Origin of the sequence: Flavobacterium sp. MK4S-17, from assembly GCF_009848495.1 — a bacterium.
Taxonomy (GTDB): Bacteria; Bacteroidota; Bacteroidia; order Flavobacteriales; family Flavobacteriaceae; genus Flavobacterium.
This window is the reverse complement of the sequence record NZ_WWEP01000013.1, coordinates 137,346-156,720: the sequence shown is the minus strand read 5'-3', so window position 1 is coordinate 156,720 and position 19,375 is coordinate 137,346. Positions and strand designations below refer to the sequence as shown.

Annotated in this window: 16 protein-coding genes and 1 riboswitch; of the genes, 15 read left to right on the top strand and 1 reads right to left on the bottom strand. The window is 39.6% G+C overall.

What is annotated here, in order from left to right; genetic code table 11:
* Positions 1 to 82: 82 nt before the first annotated feature.
* From GSF09_RS06735 to GSF09_RS06710, 6 genes are all read left to right on the top strand, one after another.
* On the top strand, positions 83 to 610 hold the full coding sequence (locus GSF09_RS06735; protein ID WP_159800177.1) for a hypothetical protein: 528 nt from the start codon (positions 83 to 85) through the stop codon (positions 608 to 610).
* Positions 611 to 651: 41 nt separating this feature from the next.
* A riboswitch (SAM riboswitch) is annotated at positions 652 to 757 on the top strand.
* 76 nt (positions 758 to 833) lie between these two features.
* Positions 834 to 1,835, top strand: coding sequence for a homocysteine S-methyltransferase family protein (locus GSF09_RS06730; RefSeq protein WP_159800176.1), 1,002 nt, complete (start codon positions 834 to 836; stop codon positions 1,833 to 1,835).
* Positions 1,835 to 4,933 (top strand): vitamin B12 dependent-methionine synthase activation domain-containing protein, encoded by a 3,099-nt coding sequence (locus GSF09_RS06725; protein ID WP_159800175.1) that lies wholly within the window; start codon positions 1,835 to 1,837, stop codon positions 4,931 to 4,933. The genes GSF09_RS06730 and GSF09_RS06725 overlap by 1 nt, the downstream gene beginning before the upstream one ends.
* 16 nt (positions 4,934 to 4,949) lie before the next feature.
* The gene (metF, locus tag GSF09_RS06720) at positions 4,950 to 5,906 is read left to right on the top strand and encodes a methylenetetrahydrofolate reductase [NAD(P)H] (RefSeq protein ID WP_159800174.1); all 957 of its coding nucleotides are present in this window, start codon (positions 4,950 to 4,952) and stop codon (positions 5,904 to 5,906) included.
* Between the two features lie 42 nt (positions 5,907 to 5,948).
* Positions 5,949 to 7,043 carry an acyloxyacyl hydrolase gene (locus tag GSF09_RS06715; RefSeq protein WP_159800173.1) on the top strand — a complete coding sequence of 365 codons (1,095 nt, stop codon included), beginning with the start codon at positions 5,949 to 5,951 and terminating at the stop codon, positions 7,041 to 7,043.
* Between the two features lie 4 nt (positions 7,044 to 7,047).
* Entirely contained in the window at positions 7,048 to 7,785 is a 738-nt protein-coding gene (locus GSF09_RS06710; RefSeq protein ID WP_159800172.1) for a head GIN domain-containing protein, read from the top strand.
* Here GSF09_RS06710 and gldA read toward each other — a convergent pair whose 3' ends face one another.
* Positions 7,786 to 8,691, bottom strand: a complete 906-nt coding sequence (gene gldA, locus GSF09_RS06705; protein ID WP_159800171.1) for a gliding motility-associated ABC transporter ATP-binding subunit GldA — start codon at positions 8,689 to 8,691, stop codon at positions 7,786 to 7,788.
* Between the two features lie 107 nt (positions 8,692 to 8,798).
* Between gldA and GSF09_RS06700 the strand changes: the two genes are divergently transcribed.
* From GSF09_RS06700 to kynU, 9 genes are all read left to right on the top strand, one after another.
* Positions 8,799 to 9,884 carry a bifunctional 3-deoxy-7-phosphoheptulonate synthase/chorismate mutase type II gene (locus GSF09_RS06700; RefSeq protein ID WP_159800212.1) on the top strand — a complete coding sequence of 362 codons (1,086 nt, stop codon included), beginning with the start codon at positions 8,799 to 8,801 and terminating at the stop codon, positions 9,882 to 9,884.
* 25 nt (positions 9,885 to 9,909) lie between these two features.
* Positions 9,910 to 10,869 (top strand): ribosome small subunit-dependent GTPase A, encoded by a 960-nt coding sequence (gene rsgA, locus GSF09_RS06695; RefSeq protein ID WP_159800170.1) that lies wholly within the window; start codon positions 9,910 to 9,912, stop codon positions 10,867 to 10,869.
* Complete coding sequence (gene dtd / locus GSF09_RS06690) at positions 10,869 to 11,321, top strand: D-aminoacyl-tRNA deacylase (protein ID WP_159800169.1); 453 nt, start codon at positions 10,869 to 10,871, stop codon at positions 11,319 to 11,321. The genes rsgA and dtd overlap by 1 nt, the downstream gene beginning before the upstream one ends.
* A gap of 50 nt (positions 11,322 to 11,371) precedes the next feature.
* On the top strand, positions 11,372 to 13,270 hold the full coding sequence (locus tag GSF09_RS06685; protein ID WP_159800168.1) for a DUF3857 domain-containing protein: 1,899 nt from the start codon (positions 11,372 to 11,374) through the stop codon (positions 13,268 to 13,270).
* A gap of 7 nt (positions 13,271 to 13,277) precedes the next feature.
* Entirely contained in the window at positions 13,278 to 15,221 is a 1,944-nt protein-coding gene (locus GSF09_RS06680) for a DUF3857 domain-containing protein (protein WP_159800167.1), read from the top strand.
* A gap of 2 nt (positions 15,222 to 15,223) precedes the next feature.
* Positions 15,224 to 15,550: a nucleotide pyrophosphohydrolase gene (locus GSF09_RS06675; protein WP_159800166.1), complete on the top strand. Its 327-nt coding sequence runs from the start codon at positions 15,224 to 15,226 to the stop codon at positions 15,548 to 15,550.
* A complete protein-coding gene (locus GSF09_RS06670) occupies positions 15,550 to 16,782 on the top strand; it encodes a 3-phosphoshikimate 1-carboxyvinyltransferase (RefSeq protein WP_159800165.1) in 1,233 nt (410 codons plus the stop codon). The genes GSF09_RS06675 and GSF09_RS06670 overlap by 1 nt, the downstream gene beginning before the upstream one ends.
* Positions 16,783 to 16,907: 125 nt before the next feature.
* On the top strand, positions 16,908 to 17,957 hold the full coding sequence (queA, locus tag GSF09_RS06665) for a tRNA preQ1(34) S-adenosylmethionine ribosyltransferase-isomerase QueA (protein WP_159800164.1): 1,050 nt from the start codon (positions 16,908 to 16,910) through the stop codon (positions 17,955 to 17,957).
* Positions 17,958 to 18,061: 104 nt separating this feature from the next.
* Positions 18,062 to 19,345: a kynureninase gene (gene kynU, locus GSF09_RS06660; RefSeq protein WP_159800163.1), complete on the top strand. Its 1,284-nt coding sequence runs from the start codon at positions 18,062 to 18,064 to the stop codon at positions 19,343 to 19,345.
* Positions 19,346 to 19,375: the final 30 nt, after the last annotated feature.

The window sequence follows — 19,375 nt, the reverse complement described above, 5'->3', positions numbered from 1 at the left end:
TATAGTTGTTTAAGTTGTTTTTTGTTTGTTTGTTAAACTGCCTTCGGCTTTTTGGCTAAAGGCAGTTTTAAAAAAAGTAAATATGCCTGTAAGGATAAATATAGTGCTTTTTGGTATTGGTAATACCGGGAGCGCGCTCATTAAAAAAGTTTTAAAAGAAAAAGACAGCCTTGCCGAAAGCAAAAGGCTGGATGTAAGGTTTCCTGTAATCACTAACTCAAGCGTTGCCTTTTTTGAAAAAGAGGGTACGGCATTTGCATGGGAAGCGAATTTTATACAGTTTGCCATTCCGTTTAAAATGGAAGATGTATTGAATTATGTAATGGGTAACAACCTGGAAAACCTTATAATTGTTGATGCCACTGCCAGCCCATCGCTGCCGGCAGAGTACCTCGACTTTATAAGAAGTGGTTTTAGTATAGTATCTATTAATGAAACCCTGCAGTTTTTACCTGATAATTTTGAGAAAGGTATAAAGTTCCTGGCCGATTCGCATGGGCTTGGATATGCATTTTTACAGGCAGATGGCAATAGCGCTCAGTTGGCGGCAGGTGTATTGCTGGATGCCATAGTTAAAGTAGCACGAAAACAAAACGCACTTGCTTTATAAAATTTTATTGTATTACTTTGCAATGTTCTTTACAGATTGATATGTTATCACGAAAGGCAGAGGGAATAGACCCGATGAAGCCTTAGCAACCCTTTATCTTTTAAAGAAGGTGCTACATTCTACCACAGTAATGCGGATAGATAACACATGTAATATTGCTTGTCGCAATATTCTCACTGCCTTTTTGATGACATATTTTTAGTAACATGATAACTAAAAAAGAATGTCAGAAATTCAGGAAATTTTAAATGACCGTATATTGGTATTGGATGGTGCAATGGGCACTATGCTGCAGCGTTATGCCTTTACCGAAGAAGATTTCAGGGGAGCGCGTTTTAAGGATTTTCAATATCTGTTAAAAGGCAATAACGATTTGCTTTCCCTTACACAGCCACAGGCAATACTGGAAATACACCAAAAGTATTTTGAAGCCGGGGCCGATATTGTTGAAACCAATACCTTTAGCAGCACCAGTATAGGTATGGCCGATTACCATATGGAGCATTTGGTATATGAGCTGAACTACCAGTCGGCGCGCATTGCACGGCAGGCAGCCGATGAATTTACTGCTGTCCAGCCTGACAAACCACGCTTTGTGGCAGGCTCAATAGGGCCTACCAACCGTACCGCAAGTATGAGCCCCGATGTTAACGACCCCGGGTTTAGGGCTATAACTTTTGACGAGCTTGTGGCAGCCTATAAAGAGCAGGTTACCGCCCTGTTGGATGGCGGTGTTGATATTTTGCTTGTAGAAACCATATTTGATACACTTAATGCCAAAGCTGCGCTTTTTGCTATTGATGAGGTAAAGGAAGAAAAAGGTGTGGATATACCTGTTATGGTTAGCGGTACAATTACCGATGCCTCGGGGCGGACACTATCAGGGCAGACAGTAGAGGCTTTCCTTATCTCCATATCACATATTCCGTTATTAAGTGTAGGTTTTAACTGTGCTTTGGGAGCTGACCAACTTCGCCCATACCTTAAAAGGCTGGCACAAAACACTACTTTAAATATTTCTGCACATCCCAATGCAGGATTGCCCAATGCATTTGGCCAATATGACCAGACACCCGAACAAATGCAGGAGCTTGTAATACAGTATCTTGATGAAAGCCTGGTTAATATTATAGGGGGGTGCTGTGGCACTACACCCAGCCACATAAAGCTTGTTGCAGAAGCGGTTAAAAATTATAAACCACAAAAAAAGCGTATTGCAATATAATGGTAACAGAAAAAAGATATTTAAAACTTGCAGGGCTTGAGCCTTTAATTATAACCCCTGAAAGCAATTTTATAAATATTGGGGAGCGTACCAATGTTACAGGCTCAAGGAAATTCCTGAGGCTTATTAAAGAGGAGAAATTTGAGGAAGCACTGAATATAGCCCGTGCCCAGGTAGAGGGTGGTGCCCAGATTATTGATGTTAATATGGATGAGGGTATGCTTGATGGGATAAAAGCCATGACTACTTTTCTTAACCTTATAGCATCGGAGCCTGATATTGCCCGGGTGCCAGTAATGATAGACAGCTCTAAATGGGAAATCATAGAAGCCGGCTTAAAGGTAGTGCAGGGTAAAGGTGTTGTAAACTCAATAAGCCTTAAAGAAGGAGAAGATGTTTTTATTGAACATGCCAAAAAGATAAAAAGGTATGGCGCAGCTGTAATTGTAATGGCTTTTGATGAGCAGGGCCAGGCCGATACTTACCAAAGGCGTATTGAAATCTGCCAACGGAGTTATAATATACTCGTTAATAAAGTAGGCTTTGCGCCTGAAGATATTATCTTCGACCCCAATATTTTTCCGGTAGCTACGGGAATGGAGGAGCACCGTAAAAATGCAGTCGATTTTTTCCTCGCTACAAAATGGATTCGGCAAAACCTGCCTCATGCACATGTAAGCGGTGGTGTAAGCAACGTTTCATTTTCTTTTCGAGGTAATGATAAAGTGAGAGAAGCCATGCATTCGGCATTTTTATACCATGCCATAAGCCACGGTATGGATATGGGTATTGTAAACCCGGAAATGCTTGAAGTATATGATGAAATAGATAAGGAACTACTGGAGCATGTGGAAGATGTATTGCTTGACAGGTGCGATGATGCCACCGAAAGGCTTTTGGCTTATGCAGAAAACCTTAAAGGAGAAAGTAGGGTAACGGCTAAGCAACAGCAGGAGTGGAGGGCACTGCCATTGCAGGAGCGGTTAACACATGCATTGGTAAAGGGGATTGATGAATATATAGAGCAGGATGTAGAAGAAGCCCGTAAGCATGCAGCAAAGCCAATAGAGGTTATTGAAGTAAACCTGATGGCAGGCATGAATGTGGTAGGCGACCTGTTTGGTTCAGGTAAAATGTTTTTGCCACAGGTGGTTAAATCTGCAAGGGTTATGAAAAAAGCTGTAGCCTACCTGTTACCATATATTGAGGAAGCAAAAAAAAGCCCCCCTACCCCCAAAGGGGGAGTTAAAACACAGTATCATTGGAAGACAGCAAACCCTGTCAATTATAAATTATTAAAGGAGTTTTGCAAAACCATGCGCAGCAAACCTACCGAAGCTGAACGTTTGTTGTGGTATGCGCTCAATAATAAAAACCTTGAAGGCTACAAATTCAGGAGGCAGCATATAATTGGTGATTATATAGCAGATTTTATCTGCCTTAAAGAAAATCTTATAATAGAAGTAGATGGTTTAATTCATCAATTGCCTGAGAATAAAATAAATGATGAGGAAAGAACGGCCTGGTTAAATGAGCAGGGTTATAGGGTTATCCGTTTTACAAATGATAATGTTTTATATTCTTTAGAATTAACATTAAATAAAATTTTGCAGGAGTTGAAAGCTCCCCCTTTGGGGGCGGGGGGGGCTGGTAGCAGCGCAGGAAAAATATTAATGGCTACTGTTAAGGGAGATGTACATGATATAGGGAAAAATATAGTTTCGGTAGTATTGGGCTGCAATAATTTTGAAATTATAGATATGGGGGTTATGGTGCCCCCGGAAAAGATTATTGAAACTGCCGTTAAAGAAAAAGTAGATATTATAGGGCTTAGCGGCCTTATAACCCCGTCGCTTGATGAAATGGTTTACCTTGCCCGCGAGATGGAAAAGCTTAATATAAGCATACCGCTGATGATTGGCGGAGCCACTACCTCACGGGCGCATACTGCTGTTAAAATAGCACCCGAATATAAAGAAGCTGTGGTGCATGTAAATGATGCGAGCCGTGCTGTTACCGTAGCAGGCAATCTTGTTAACCCCGGCAATAAAAAAAAATATGTAAAAAACATAAAAGAGGAATATGAAAGGCTGAGGGAAGGTTATCTTAACCGCTCACGGGAAAAGGATTTTCTCACTATTGATGAGGCAAGGGCTAATAAATTGCAGGTAAACTGGAATGAATACCAAATTCCGCAGCCGGGGTTTACAGGTGTAGCTACCATACTTCCTAAATTACAGGACTTAACAGGTTATGTAGACTGGACTCCTTTTTTCCAGGCCTGGGACCTGCATGGCAAATACCCCGATATTTTAAAGGACGAAGTAGTGGGCGAACAGGCTCAGGTTTTGTTTAATGATGCGCAGCAAATGCTTAAGCAGATAGTTGATGAAAACTGGTTTCAGGCTAAAGGAGTCTATGGTATTTTTCCCGCCAACAGTATAAACCATGATGATATTCAGGTTAAGGATAATGAGGGTAATATACTGGGCACTTTTCTCACATTACGGCAACAATCCAAAAAAACAAAGGGTGCGCCCAATATTGCTTTAGCAGATTTTATTGCCCCTGCTGATTCAGGCAGCACAGATTATATAGGCGCATTTTGCGTTACTGCAGGTTTTGGTGCTGATACAAAAGCAGCTGAATTTGAAAAAATGCATGACGATTACAATGCCATTATGGTAAAAGCCCTGGCTGACAGGCTTGCCGAGGCTTTTGCAGAATACCTGCATGCAAAAATCCGTAAAGAAATATGGGGCTATGCAAAAGATGAAAAGCTGAATAATGAAGCTCTTATAAAAGAACAATATAAAGGCATTCGCCCGGCACCCGGATACCCTGCCTGCCCCGACCACCTGGAGAAAAATACAATATGGCAACTTTTAAAAGTAGAGGAGAGCATAGGGGTAAAACTAACAGAAAGCCTTGCCATGTGGCCTGCTGCCTCAGTATCGGGGTATTATTTTGCTAATCCTGAAAGCAAGTATTTCGGGTTGGGAAAAATAAAGCAGGACCAGGTGGAGGATTATGCAAAAAGAAGGAACATACCCGTTGAGCAGGCTATTAAATGGCTTAACCCTAACATAGCGGATTAATTAAGTAAAAGTAGACATGAAAGTAACCGAACATATAGAAAAAGCAAATGGAAAAGCCTTGTTTTCCTTTGAAATACTCCCTCCTTTAAAAGGGCAGAACATACAATCTATTTTTGACAGTATTGACCCTTTAATGGAGTTTAAACCTCCGTTTATAGATGTAACATACCACAGGGAAGAATATGCTTTTAAGGAACTTCCTAATGGGCTGCTTGAAAAAAAGATAGTAAAAAAACGACCCGGAACCGTAGGGATATGCTCTGCCATACAAAATAAATACCAGGTGGATGCCGTACCCCATATATTATGCGGAGGCTTTACTAAGGAGGATACAGAGAATTTTTTAATTGACCTGGATTTTTTAGGAATTAAAAATGTGCTTGCACTGCGGGGGGATGCCGTTAAAAGCGAAATTTATTTCCGGCCGGAAAAGGAAGGCAATGAATATGCAGCAGAATTGGTTACGCAGATAAGCAACCTCAACCGCGGTGTTTACCTTGATGATGACCTGCAAAATACTTCGGCAACCGATTTTTGTATAGGTGTTGCCGGGTATCCTGAAAAACATATGGAAGCACCCAGCCTTGACACCGATATTTACCACCTGAAGCAAAAAATAAAAAATGGGGCAGCATATATTGTTACCCAGATGTTTTTTGACAATAAGAAATTTTTTGCATTTACAGATAAATGTAGGAAGGAAGGGATAACAGTGCCCATTATACCGGGATTAAAGCCTATTTCTACTAAGAAGCAGCTTAACCAGATACCGCACCGTTTTAAGGTTGACCTCCCGGATGCGCTGGTGATGGAAATAATTAAGGCTAAAGATAACGAAGCTGTAAAGCAAATAGGTATAGAATGGTGCATAGCCCAAAGTAAAGAGCTTATTGCTTCAGGGATACCGGTATTGCATTATTATTCAATGGGGAAATCTGATAATATAAAGGCTGTTGCCGCAGAAGTTTTCTGATTAACTGTTTGTAATTTATATATTTGCCTCATTAACAATAAAATGAGGTATTTCTATTTTTTATTACTGCTTTTGCCATTTTTCCTGCAGGCACAGGGACAGGCAAGCGGTAAATATAATATTGATGCCAGTTATTTTTATGGTAATATAATACCCCACCGAAAGTCTATAAAACACCTTATCACCGGTCATCCGGAAGGGATAATAATAAGTTTAAACAGGAAAACTTTCGGCAGGAAGAGCTGGCAGCCGTCCTATAATTATCCTGATTACGGTTTTTCTTTTCATTACCAGGATTTGAAAAATGAAATACTTGGAGATATGTATGGCCTTTATGCGCATTACAGTTTTTACTTTTTAAAAAGGCACCTTATGTTAAGGGTGGGGCAGGGTATCGCCTACAATACTAACCCTTACGACAGCGATACTAATTTTCGCAATTATGCCTATGGAGCCCATGTAATGCCTTCTACCTACTTTATGCTGAATTTTACAAAGCAGGATATATGGCAGGGGCTTGGGGTACAGTCGGGGCTTGTTTTTATACACCATTCCAATGCCAGCATGAAAGCCCCTAATACCAGTACTAATACGTTTGCTGTAAACATGGGTATTAATTACACATTCGGAGAAAGGCTGCAAAGGCGTGAAAGTGTTTATGATACCGTAATTAAGTATAGTGAAAAGATAAAATATAATATTGCTTTTCGTGGCGGTGTAAATGAAAGCGACGTTATAGGCAGCGGGCAATATCCTTATTATGCCTTATCTTTTTATGCTGATAAAAGATGGAACAGGAAAAGCGCCTTTCAGTTGGGAGCAGATTTTTTCTGGCCAAAATATTTAAAGGAATATATAAAATATAAATCAGTTGCCTATCCTGAAGAAAATGTAGATGAAAATACTGATTACCGGAAGATGGGCATATTTATAGGGCATGAGCTGTTTATAAACAGGCTGTCGGTTGAAACACAGGCAGGTTTTTATGTGTATGAGCCATTTAATTCAACAGGGAGTATGTACCAGCGTATAGGGCTTAAATACTATTTTGGCAATACAATATTTAGTGCCCTATCTTTAAAAACGCATGGTGCAAAGGCAGAGGTTATGGAATTTGGAATTGGAGTAAGGCTGTAATTTGATGATACAGAAAACAATATACTATGCTTTTTTAGCCGTACTTTTTTCGGCCTGCAGCACTGCGCCCCAATGTTTTAAAAATTCAGGCAGTGAAATAACTTATGAAATTCCTGTTGGTGAATTTAACTCCATAACTGTTTCAGAAGGCATAGCGCTTGTGGTTAAACAAGGGGAACAGCCTTTGGTTACTATAAAAACAGGTGTAAATTTAAAGAAATACATAAGGGCAGAAGTGAAAGATAACCAGCTTGTCCTTACCAATTCCAATAACTGTAACTGGGTTAGGGATTACAACAGTACAATAGTTTATGTTACAACCCCGGCACTTCAAAAAATATACTCGGCCTCGCAGTTTGAGGTACGGTCTGACGGGGTTTTAAATTTTCCTGAACTTACGCTGGAATCCGGTATTTATAATGAAACAGCTTCGGGTACATTCACGCTTACTGTCAATTGCAGCCAACTTACAGTTAATGATAACCAGTCGGCATACTTCAATATATCAGGAACAGCAGAAAATGCATCAATAGCCTTTTACTCCGGCGATGCCCGTTTTGAAGGCAGCAACCTTACAATACAAAAGCTGTATGTTTTTCATCGCAGTTCCAATAATATCATAGTACATCCTGAACAAGAGGTAAAAGGTACATTGTACTCTACAGGAAACCTCTTGCTTAAAAACAATCCTTTGATAGTTGAGGTTGAAAGGCTATATACGGGTAAAGTTATATACCAGTAGTTACTCTTCCTTTTTTGTTACTTCCCTGAATAAGGTTTCAAGGTTTTTATTTTTGTGCGTAAGCTGTAATGTTTTTAAACCATTGTCATGGGCAAAGTCAAACAGTGCAGGGCGCATATCCTTATCCGTTTTAAACGTCAGCTCCCATGTAAAATCATGTACATTTTTATAAGAGGCCAAATGTGGTATCAGTTGTAATAACTGTTCTTCAACACGCAGGTCAAATTCAACTTCAATAATCTGGCCTTTACTGTCAGTATTCAGGCTGCCCAGTTTCCTGTCGGTAATAATCTTCCCGTGGTTTATTATAATTACCCGGTCGCATATAGCCTCAACTTCCTGCATAATATGTGTAGAAAGGAATACGGTTTTGTTTTTGCCTACATTTTTAATCAGTTCACGTATTTCAATAAGCTGGTTTGGGTCAAGCCCGGTTGTAGGCTCGTCAAGTATAAGCACTTCGGGGTCATGCAGAAGTGCAGCGGCAAGGCCCACACGCTGGCGGTATCCTTTGGATAGCTGACTTATTTTTTTGTGCGATTCGGGCGTTAGGCCTGTAAGCTGTATAACCTCATCTATTCTTGATTTATCCACTTTGTAAACATCTGCATTAAAGGCTAAATATTCCTTTACATACAGGTCAAGGTACAGGGGGTTATGCTCCGGCAGGTAACCAACAGATTTTTGTACCGCTTTTTGCTGTGTAGCCACATCATTTCCATTAACCAGGGCAATACCTTCATCAGCATTCAGGTAAGTGGTAAGTATTTTCATCAATGTAGATTTTCCTGCCCCGTTAGGCCCTAAAAAACCTACTATCTCTCCTTTATTTACTGAAAAAGAAACAGCATCGAGCGCTTTTTGGCTGCCGTAATTTTTGGAAATATCCTTAACTTCTATTGACATGGCATTTTATTTTAAGCAAAAGTAGTAAGAAAACGGTTGTGCAGCCGCTTTATTATAAGGATAATGTTATTACTAAAAGCACTAAATTTGTATACATAACTTATATGATGGAGAACAGTATTGAAATGAGGGGGTGGCTTAATGAATTGGGCCACCAAAAACCATTAGTTATTGCAGGGCCCTGCAGTGCCGAGACCGAGGAGCAGGTGCTTGATATTGCCAGGCAGCTAAAAAAATCGCAGGTAAGCATATATCGTGCAGGTATATGGAAGCCCCGCACTCGCCCGGGTGGTTTTGAGGGTGTAGGTGCCATAGGGCTGGAGTGGCTGCGTAAAGCTAAAGCAGAAACAGGATTGCTTATGGCTGTTGAGGTTGCCAATGCCAATCATGTTAAACTGGCTCTGGAAAATGATATAGATGTATTGTGGATAGGAGCACGCACTACAGTGAACCCTTTTGCTGTACAGGAAATAGCCGATGCGCTTACAGGCACTGACAAAATTGTACTGGTTAAAAATCCGGTTAACCCTGATTTGGCACTCTGGCTGGGCGGTGTGGAAAGGCTTTATAATGCAGGTATTAAAAACCTGGGTGTGGTACACAGGGGCTTTTCTACCTACCAGAAAACAAAATACAGGAATATACCGGAATGGCAGCTTGCCATAGAACTTCATGAAAAGTATCCTGACCTTCCTATACTTTGCGACCCCTCGCACATTACCGGAAGGCGTGATATGATACAGCAGGTATCGCAGCAGGCACTTGACCTGAATTATGACGGCTTGATGATTGAAACCCACAACAACCCTGATAAGGCTTGGAGCGATGCCGCACAACAGGTGACACCGGAAAAGCTTAAAGAAATATTGGGAAACCTTGTTATAAGGAAAAAAACGGATGAAACGCCGGCATTTAACAGCGAAATTGAAAAACTGAGGCTGGAAATAGATGAGTATGATACCCGCCTTGTTAAAATACTGGGCGACCGTATGCGGATTGCAGATATAATAGGTGAATTAAAAAAGCATAACAATGTAGCCATACTGCAAACGAAACGCTGGAAAGAAGTACAGGAAAAAATAGTGTGTGAAGGAAAGCAGCAAAAGCTGAGTGAAGAATTTTTACTTCAGCTTTTCAGGGCTATACACCAGGAAAGCATAGAGCATCAGGAAAAAATTATAAATAATCCATAATGTGTTTTAACCTATCTTTGCTGCAATGACAGGATTAGTTTATAAATCTACAGGAAGCTGGTACACCGTTAAAGCACATGATGGCGCTTTTTATGAATGCCGTATAAAAGGCAAATTCCGTATAAAAGGTATTAAAAGTACCAATCCTGTTGCTGTAGGCGATATAGTTGATTTTGAAACAGAGGAAAGCGGTAATGGTGTTATAACCAATATTCATGAGCGCAAGAATTATATTATCCGCAAATCGGTAAACCTCTCAAAGCAGGTTCATATTATAGCATCAAATATTGATAAGGTTTTTCTTTTGGTTACTATAAACAACCCTCCTACAACCACCAGTTTTATAGACCGTTTTCTTGTTACTGCCGAAGCATATGATATAGAGGCTGTGCTTGTTTTTAATAAAACAGATACTTTTACCGACGAAATGCTGGACGAGCAGCTATACCTGCAATATGTGTACAGCACCATTGGTTATAAATGCCTGCGGGTGTCATCGGTTCAGGGTAAAGGCATAGCAGAGCTTAAAGAAGAAATGCAGGGTAATGTAAGCATGTTCTCAGGCCATTCGGGAGTAGGTAAGTCAACCCTTATAAATACCCTGCAGCCATCCCTCAATTTAAAAACCCAGCAAATATCAGAACAGCATAGCCAGGGACAGCACACTACTACTTTTGCTGAAATGTTTGACCTTGATTTTGGTGCTAAAATAATTGATACTCCGGGCATTAGGGGGTTCGGAATTGTTGATATGGAAAAAGATGAGCTCGGAGATTATTTTCCTGAGTTTTTTGCACTTAAAGATCAATGTAAATTCAACAACTGCCTGCATAAGGACGAGCCACACTGCGCCGTAAAAGAAGCGCTTGAAAATGATGAAATTGCATGGTCGCGCTACCGCAGTTACCTCCAGATGCTGGAGGGGGAAGATGATAATTACCGGACTGATATTTATGGTGATGGGCGTAATACTGATAATGAATAATGCGGGCAGTTATACAAAGGGTAAGTGAGGCATCTGTAACAATAGAAGGCAGAAAGGAAGCTGAAATACAAACAGGCCTTTTAATTTTGCTTGGAGTAGAGGATGCGGATACAAATGAGGATGCAGAATGGCTTGCGGGTAAGATTACCAGGCTCCGCATTTTTGGAGATGAAAACGGTGTTATGAACCTTTCGGTGCAGGAAATTGGAGGTAATATTATTGTGGTAAGCCAGTTTACACTGCACGCAGCTACCAAAAAAGGCAACCGCCCATCATATATTAAAGCTGCCAGGCCCGAAACCGCCATCCCTTTATATGAATACTTTGTTACCCGGCTTGAAAATGAAACCGGGAAAAAAATAGGAACAGGAAAATTTGGTGCAGACATGAAGGTGGCACTTATAAATGATGGGCCTGTAACTATTATTATAGATACTAAAAATAAAGAGTAAAATTTTCATTTTTCGAAAAAACATCTAATTTTGGGAAAATAAATTTTAACATGTTTTTAAGAAATTTCATTTTCCTTGCCATTTTATCACTTTTTCAATTTACTAATGCGCAGGGCAAACTAAATGCGTTTACACTACCGGATAGCCTTAAAGAAGATGCCAATGCAGTGATACGGTTAAACCAAGTTGATATTTCCATTCCTTCCCGCAGGTCAATCAACATAAAAACCCATAGGATTATTACAATATTAAATGCTGAAGGTCTTAACAGGATAAATGCTATTGAATATTTTGACAATTCAACAAAAATTAAATCTATTGAAGCCGTTATATATAATGCTATGGGCGGCGAGATAAAAAAAATCAAAAAAAGAGACTTTAAAGAGCAATCAGTTTCAGCAGGCTCTATCATTACTGATAACAAAGTGCTGTATCTTGACTATACCCCAGTCCAATACCCTTTTACAGTGGTTTATGATAGCGAGACAGAATCTTGTAATACAGCTTTTATACCCTCATGGTCTCCTATGGAAGCACTGTATGTTGCTGTTGAAAAGTCGATATATACAATTAATGCACAGGCTGAACTCGGCTTTAAATATAAAGCCTATAACTTTGAGGGTATAAAACTTAACAAGTCAGAAGAAGCCGGGAAATTAACCTTAAGCGTAGAAAACATACCGGCGGCTAAAAATGAAGACTATTCGCCAGCATTTAGTAAAATTTATCCGCATGTGCTTTTCGGGCTTAATAAATTTCACTTAGAAGGTGTTGACGGCGAAGGTGAGAGTTGGGAAAATTTCGGGGCATGGATGTATGATAATTTACTGACAGGTACAGACGAGCTTTCGGATGAAACCATTACAAAAATAAAAAGCCTTACCGAAGGGGTTACTAACCCAATGGACAAGGCAAGAATAGTATATAACTATGTTCAGGAAAAAACGAGGTATGTGAGTATACAGCTTGGTATAGGCGGATGGAAGCCTATGAAGGCAAAAGATGTGGACAGGCTGGGTTATGGCGACTGTAAGGCATTAACCAATTACACCCGTGCGTTGCTTAATGTTGTTGGTGTTCAAGCTTACTACACTGTAATTTATGGCGACAGGGCAAGGCGTGATTTGCAAAACGATTTTGTTTCTATGCAGGGCAACCATATAATACTGGCTATACCAAATGAAAATAATTATGTTTGGCTGGAATGTACGAGCCAGACATTGCCATTTGGCTTTCAGGGAGATTTTACTGATAACAGGCTTGCACTTTTGGTTAAGCCGGGAAAGGGGGAAATTGTAAAGACCCATAAATATAACACCAAAGGAAATACCCAGCTATCTAAAGGTAATTATGCAATAACAGCAAATGGTGCTATATCAGGTTCTGTTGAGATTGTATCAAAAGGGACACAGTATGACAATAAATACTACTTGGAAAGCAAATCGGCCGAAGATTTGGATAAGTTTTATAAATCCGGATTCAGCAACATAAATAACCTTAAAATTAAAAATACCCAGCTTATAAACAATAAACAAAAAGCTGAGTTTACAGAAAGTATTAGTATTGAAGCTGAAAATTACGGTAATATAAATGGCAACAGGATGATGTTTGCCCTTAATGCATTTAATAAGATTACCGGTATACCGCACAGGTACCGCAACCGGAAAAACCCGTTTGAAATATCAAGAGGCTTTTATGATACAGACGAAATAACAATTACCCTGCCTGAGGGCTATGAAATTGAAGCAAAGCCTGATAATATTGTACTTTCAGATAAATTTGGGGAATATAAAACAGAATATGTTGTAACAGGAAACCAAATACTTTATAAAAGATCGCTTGTAATAAATGAAGGGCTATATGCTAATACCGAGTATGACGGTTACAGGGATTTCAGGGAAAAAATAGCCCGGAATGATAATGCAAAAATTGTTTTAGTAAAAAAATAAATTAATAATGAAAAAAATTACGATCGCCTTTGCACTATTGATTATTACAATATCAGTATCCGCCCAGGATTTCAGGTTAGGAAAGGTAAGCATAGCAGAACTGGAAGAAAAGGTTCACCCGGCAGATACATCTGCAGCTGCGGCAATATTATTTAAAAGGGGCAAAACCTTTTTTGAGATAAGTGATAATTATCCTGTATTGGTAACCTCTGTAGAAACAAGAATAAAAATCTATAAAAAAGAGGGGTACGCATATGCCAATGAGGAACTTGTTTATTACTCGGGCGGTAGAACGCAAAGGGTGTATTTTACAGACGCCTATACCTACAATGTTGTTGGCGGTAAAGTAGAAAAGACAAAACTTAAATCTGACGGCGAGTTTGAGGAACAGTTGAACGAGGAATACACTGTGAAAAAAATGACAATGCCAAATGTAAAGGAGGGTAGTGTTATAGAATATAAATATATTATAAAAACTCCTTATTATTCTTATTTCAGGGACTGGCCTTTCCAGTATGATATACCGGCTAACCATATAGAATATGAAATTTCGGTACCTGATTTTCTAGCTTATAACAGGTATATGGGCGGTTATCTTACAATAAATCAGTCTGAGCCTTATACAAGGCCAGGTTTAGGTTCAAGGTTTAATGAGACTGTAACCACCTTTTCGGTTAAAAATGTAAAGGCGTTAAAGGATGAGGCCTATGTAAATAATATTAAAAATTACATGGCTATTTTAAAACACGAGCTGGCTTCTACTCATTTTCCCAATTCAAGCCCGGAATATTTTTCAACTGACTGGGAAGCTGTTTCAAAAAAAATATATGAGCATGAAGATTTTGGCCGTGAATTAAGAATGAACTCTTACTTTGAAGAGGACATGGCTGCTGTTTTAAAGGGTATAGTGCCGCCGGCCGAGCGTATGAATGCAATTTTTAATTATGTACAGACGCGCATGAACTGGAATGAAGAGTTTGGCTACTATTGCGATAAAGGGGTAAAGAAAGCATATAATGACAGGGTAGGCAATGTTGCCGAAATTAACCTTATGCTAACGGCTATGTTACGCAAAGATGGCTTTAACGCCAATCCGGTATTAATTAGTACCCGTGCCAATGGTGTGGCCTTGTTCCCTAACAGATTGGCCTATAATTATGTTGTGGCTGGTGTGGTATTAAGTTCAGGCGAAACAGTTTTACTTGATGCAACAAGTAAAAATACCAGTCCGGGAATATTACCAATCCGGGCATTAAACTGGATAGGACGTATGATAAGGGAAAATAATACTTCTGCCGAGATTGACCTTATGCCTAAAATCAACTCTAAAGAAATTATACAGATTGCTGCAAATATAGATGCTGAAGGTAAAATTTCAGGCAAGTTAAGAGACCAGTATTATGATTATAATGCTTTTATATTCAGGGAAAACAATTCTGGGACAAGCCAGGACAGTTATATTGAAGGGCTTGAGAAAACTTACAAAGGGCTTGAGATTGGGGACTACTCTTCCACAAATGTAAAAGATTTTGGTAAACCTATTACTGAAGAATATTCTTTTACAAATAATAATGTTTCGGATGTTATAGGAGACAAAATATACATTAACCCGCTTCTTTTTTTAACCCGTACACAAAATCCTTTTAAGCAGGAAGTAAGAGAATACCCTGTAGATTTTACAATACCGCAGCAGGATAAATATATGATTAACCTTACTGTACCCGAAGGTTATGTTGTGGAACACTTACCCACTCCAATAGCTTTGGCTATGGAAGAAAATATTGGTAATTTTAGCTATAATATTGCAGCTAAAGGTAAGCAGGTTCAGGTAAGTGTAATTTTTAATATTAATTATCCTAACGTTTCTCCCGCATACTACGCTACAATTAAGGATTTCTGGAAAAAAATGATAGAAAAGCAAAACGAAAAAATTATCCTGAAAAGAGTATAAAAATGGATATAAAAAACGCGCAGCAGGAAGTTGATAACTGGATAAAAAAACATGGAGTACGTTATTTTAACGAGCTTACCAATATGGCCCAACTGACAGAGGAGGTGGGTGAAGTGGCCCGTATAATAGCACGCCGGTATGGGGAGCAGAGTGAAAAAGAAAGTGATAAAGATAAAGACTTAGGCGAGGAACTTGCCGATGTGGTATTTGTGGTGCTTTGCCTTGCCAACCAAACAGGTGTTGACCTTCAGCAGGCTTTTGACAGGAAGATGGATTTAAAATCTAAACGTGACCACGACAGGCACCATAATAATGAAAAATTAAAGTAATGGACTGTATTGTTTCACTTGATAAGCAGATTGCTAACAGTTTTATAAAAGTATCAGGCTCTAAAAGTGAAACTAACAGGCTGTTATTGCTTCAGGCTCTTTTTCCCGGAATAGCTATAAATAACGCCTCATATTCTGACGATAGTATTGCAATGCGCAATGCATTGAATGGGGCCAAAGATATTATTGATGTGCATCATGCAGGCACAGCTATGCGGTTTCTTACGGCTTACTTTGCTGTTAAGCAAGGATCAAAGGTACTTTTAACGGGTTCACCGCGAATGAAAGAGCGCCCTATCGGTATTTTAGTAGATGCCCTTAAAAGTATAGGTGCTGACATTCAGTATGCTGAAAGAGAAGGATACCCGCCATTAAAAATTACGGGCAAGTATATTAACGCAAATAAAGTTAATATAAGTGCAGATACCAGCAGCCAGTATATCACAGCATTGCTGCTTATAGCCCCATCACTGCAAAACGGGCTTGAAATAAATTTAAAGGGAGAAATTACATCCCTTCCTTATATTGAGATGACACTCTCCCTATTAGCACGGGCAGGAATATCATACAGTTTTATCGGCAATACAATTAGAGTTAAGCCACAAAACCAACTGCCACAGCAAACCCTGACTGTGGAAAGTGATTGGAGTTCCGCATCATATTATTATTCAATAGTGGCATTATCACCTGTTGGTACTGTAATAAACCTTGCATCTTTTCGGGAGGACAGCATTCAGGGCGATAGTGCATTAAAAGATATTTATAAGAATTTTGGAGTTGAAACAACTTTTGATAATGAGGGTATTTCAATTTCGAAAATCAGAAATGATGTGCCTTTAAATATTAACCTTAATTTAAATACTACACCCGATTTGGCACAAACAATTGCAGTAACCTGTCTTGGTTTAGGTATCAACTGCAATTTAAACGGACTTCATACCTTAAGAATAAAAGAAACCGACAGGCTCCAGGCTCTAAAAAATGAAATGGAAAAATTTGGGGCTAAGGTAACCATAACTGATAACAGCCTTGTTTTAAGTACGGGTACAAATGGGCTTTTGAAAAATGTAGGGGTAAATACTTATAATGATCACCGTATGGCAATGGCCTTTGCACCATTGGCTGTGAAAACTACAGTTATAATAAAAGATGCCGGAGTAGTTTCGAAGTCATATCCTGCATTTTGGAATGACCTGCAAAAAATTGGTTTTACCGTTAGTCAGGTAAGTTAGTGCTTATTTAAAGCTTGTTGCAAAATATATCGTAAAACACTTGACAACGCCTCTTTAACGATAGTATATTTGCACGCAATTAATTAGCGTAACCTTTTACGCTTAAAAATTAAAGATAAAAACACATGAAATTATCAAATTTTAACTTCAACCTGCCAAAAGAACTACTTGCTGAATACCCGGCCGAAAACAGGGACGAAGCACGCCTTATGGTAGTTGACAGGAAAACTAAAACTATAGAGCACAAGCTGTTTAAGGATGTATTGGATTATTTTGATGAGGGAGATGTAATGGTGCTTAATAATACCAAGGTTTTTCCTGCTCGTTTATATGGCAATAAGGAAAAAACCGGGGCAAGGATTGAAGTTTTCCTTTTAAGGGAACTTAATTCTGAGCAGCGCCTTTGGGATGTTCTTGTAGATCCTGCCAGAAAGATAAGGATAGGGAATAAACTGTATTTTGGCGATGATGATTCGTTAGTGGCTGAGGTTATTGATAATACAACTTCACGTGGAAGGACGCTTCGTTTTTTATATGATGGTTCCTATGAGGAATTCAGGAGCAAGCTTACAGAGTTGGGCGAAACACCCATACCTAAATATATTAATAGGGAAGTAGTACCGGAAGATGCAGAACGTTACCAGACTATTTATGCCAAAGAAGAAGGGGCAGTAGCCGCACCTACAGCCGGATTGCATTTTTCCAAACACCTTTTAAAGAGGCTGGAAATAAAAGGTATTGATTTTGCCGAGATAACATTACACGTAGGCTTGGGCACTTTTAATCCAGTTGAGGTAGAAGACCTTTCAAAACATAAAATGGATTCGGAGGAGCTTATTATAACACAACAGGCATGTGATATTGTAAATAAGGCAAAACTGGGCAAGAAAAAGGTTTGTGCAGTAGGCACTACAACAATGCGTGCCATGGAAAGTTCCGTTTCTTCGCAAAAAACACTTAATCCTTATGTGGGGTGGACAAATAAATTTATTTTCCCTCCGTATGACTTTAGCGTGGCAGACTGTATGATAACTAATTTCCATACGCCAAAATCTACTTTACTGATGATGATTTCTGCCTTTATGGGCCACGACCTGATGAAAAAGGCTTATGAGGAAGCAGTAAAAGAGCAGTACCGCTTTTATACTTATGGCGATGCTATGCTGATATTATAATATAAATGCACTTTTTATAAAAAAAATCCTGCTATTAGCAGGATTTTTTCATTTTATCATGTTTTTTAATTTGTTTATTTTTACGTCCCAACAAAATGAGCAGTATGGAATTTCAAAATACACGTGAGTTTGCCAGGCAGCTTGATGCCAAAGATAAACTTGCAAAATACAGGGACGAATTTATTTTTCCGCATGTCAATGGCAGGCAGGTAATCTATTTTACGGGTAATTCTTTAGGGCTACAACCCAAGAGGACTAAAGCCTATGTTGATGAGGTTATGGACGATTGGGCCAGGCTTGCCGTAGAAGGCCATTTTTATGCTGATAAACCCTGGTGGGATTACCACGAGCGCTTTGCAGGGCCGCTTAGTAAAATAGTAGGGGCTTTACCCAGCGAAATTACAGTTATGAATACGCTTACCGTAAACCTTCACCTGCTGATGGTTTCATTTTATAGGCCTACCCCTAAAAGGTTTAAAATATTATGTGAGGAAAAAGCTTTCCCAAGCGACCAGTACATGCTTAAAAGCCAGGTTTGTTTTCATGGGTATGACCCGAAAGAAGCAATTGTGGAAATAAAACGCAGGGACGGCGAGCACAACATCCGTACTGAAGATGTACTGGATAAAATTAAGGAAGTGGGCGATGAGCTGGCCCTTGTGCTTATGGGTGGTGTAAACTACTATACAGGCCAGGTTTTCGAGATGGAAAAAATTACAAAGGCAGGGCAGGCAGCCGGGGCCTATGTGGGTTGGGATTTGGCTCATGCTGCAGGTAATATACATTTGGAGCTGCACAACTGGAATGTAGATTTTGCAGCATGGTGCAGTTACAAGTACATGAATTCGGGGCCGGGTAATGCATCGGGTGCTTTTGTACACGAAATGCACCATAATGACCTTGACCTTCCGCGCTTTTCAGGATGGTGGGGGCACAACAAAGACCGCCGTTTTTTAATGGAGCCTGATTTTGACCCTGTGCGCGGTGCTGACGGCTGGCAGGTGAGTAATCTTCCGGTATTGTCACTGGCACCGTATCTTGCTTCGGTTGAAATGTTTGATGAAGTGGGAATGCCTGCTTTAATACAAAAGCGCGACTGCATAACATCATACCTTGAGTTTATATTACATGAAATTGATAAAGAGGTAGATAGTACATTTGAGGTAATTACACCTGCCGAGCCGAAGGAACGTGCCTGTCAGCTTTCGGTTTACCTGCATGGTGAAGGCAGGGCTTTGTTTGATTACCTTATGAAAAAGGGTGTAATAACAGACTGGAGGGAGCCTAATGTAATAAGGCTGGCGCCGGTTCCTTTTTACTGTTCCTATGAAGATATGTATGAATTTGGGCAGATACTTAAAGAGGGTATTTTATCCCATAAAAAGTAGCCCTTTAACAAGCCTGTAATGATACAGCAG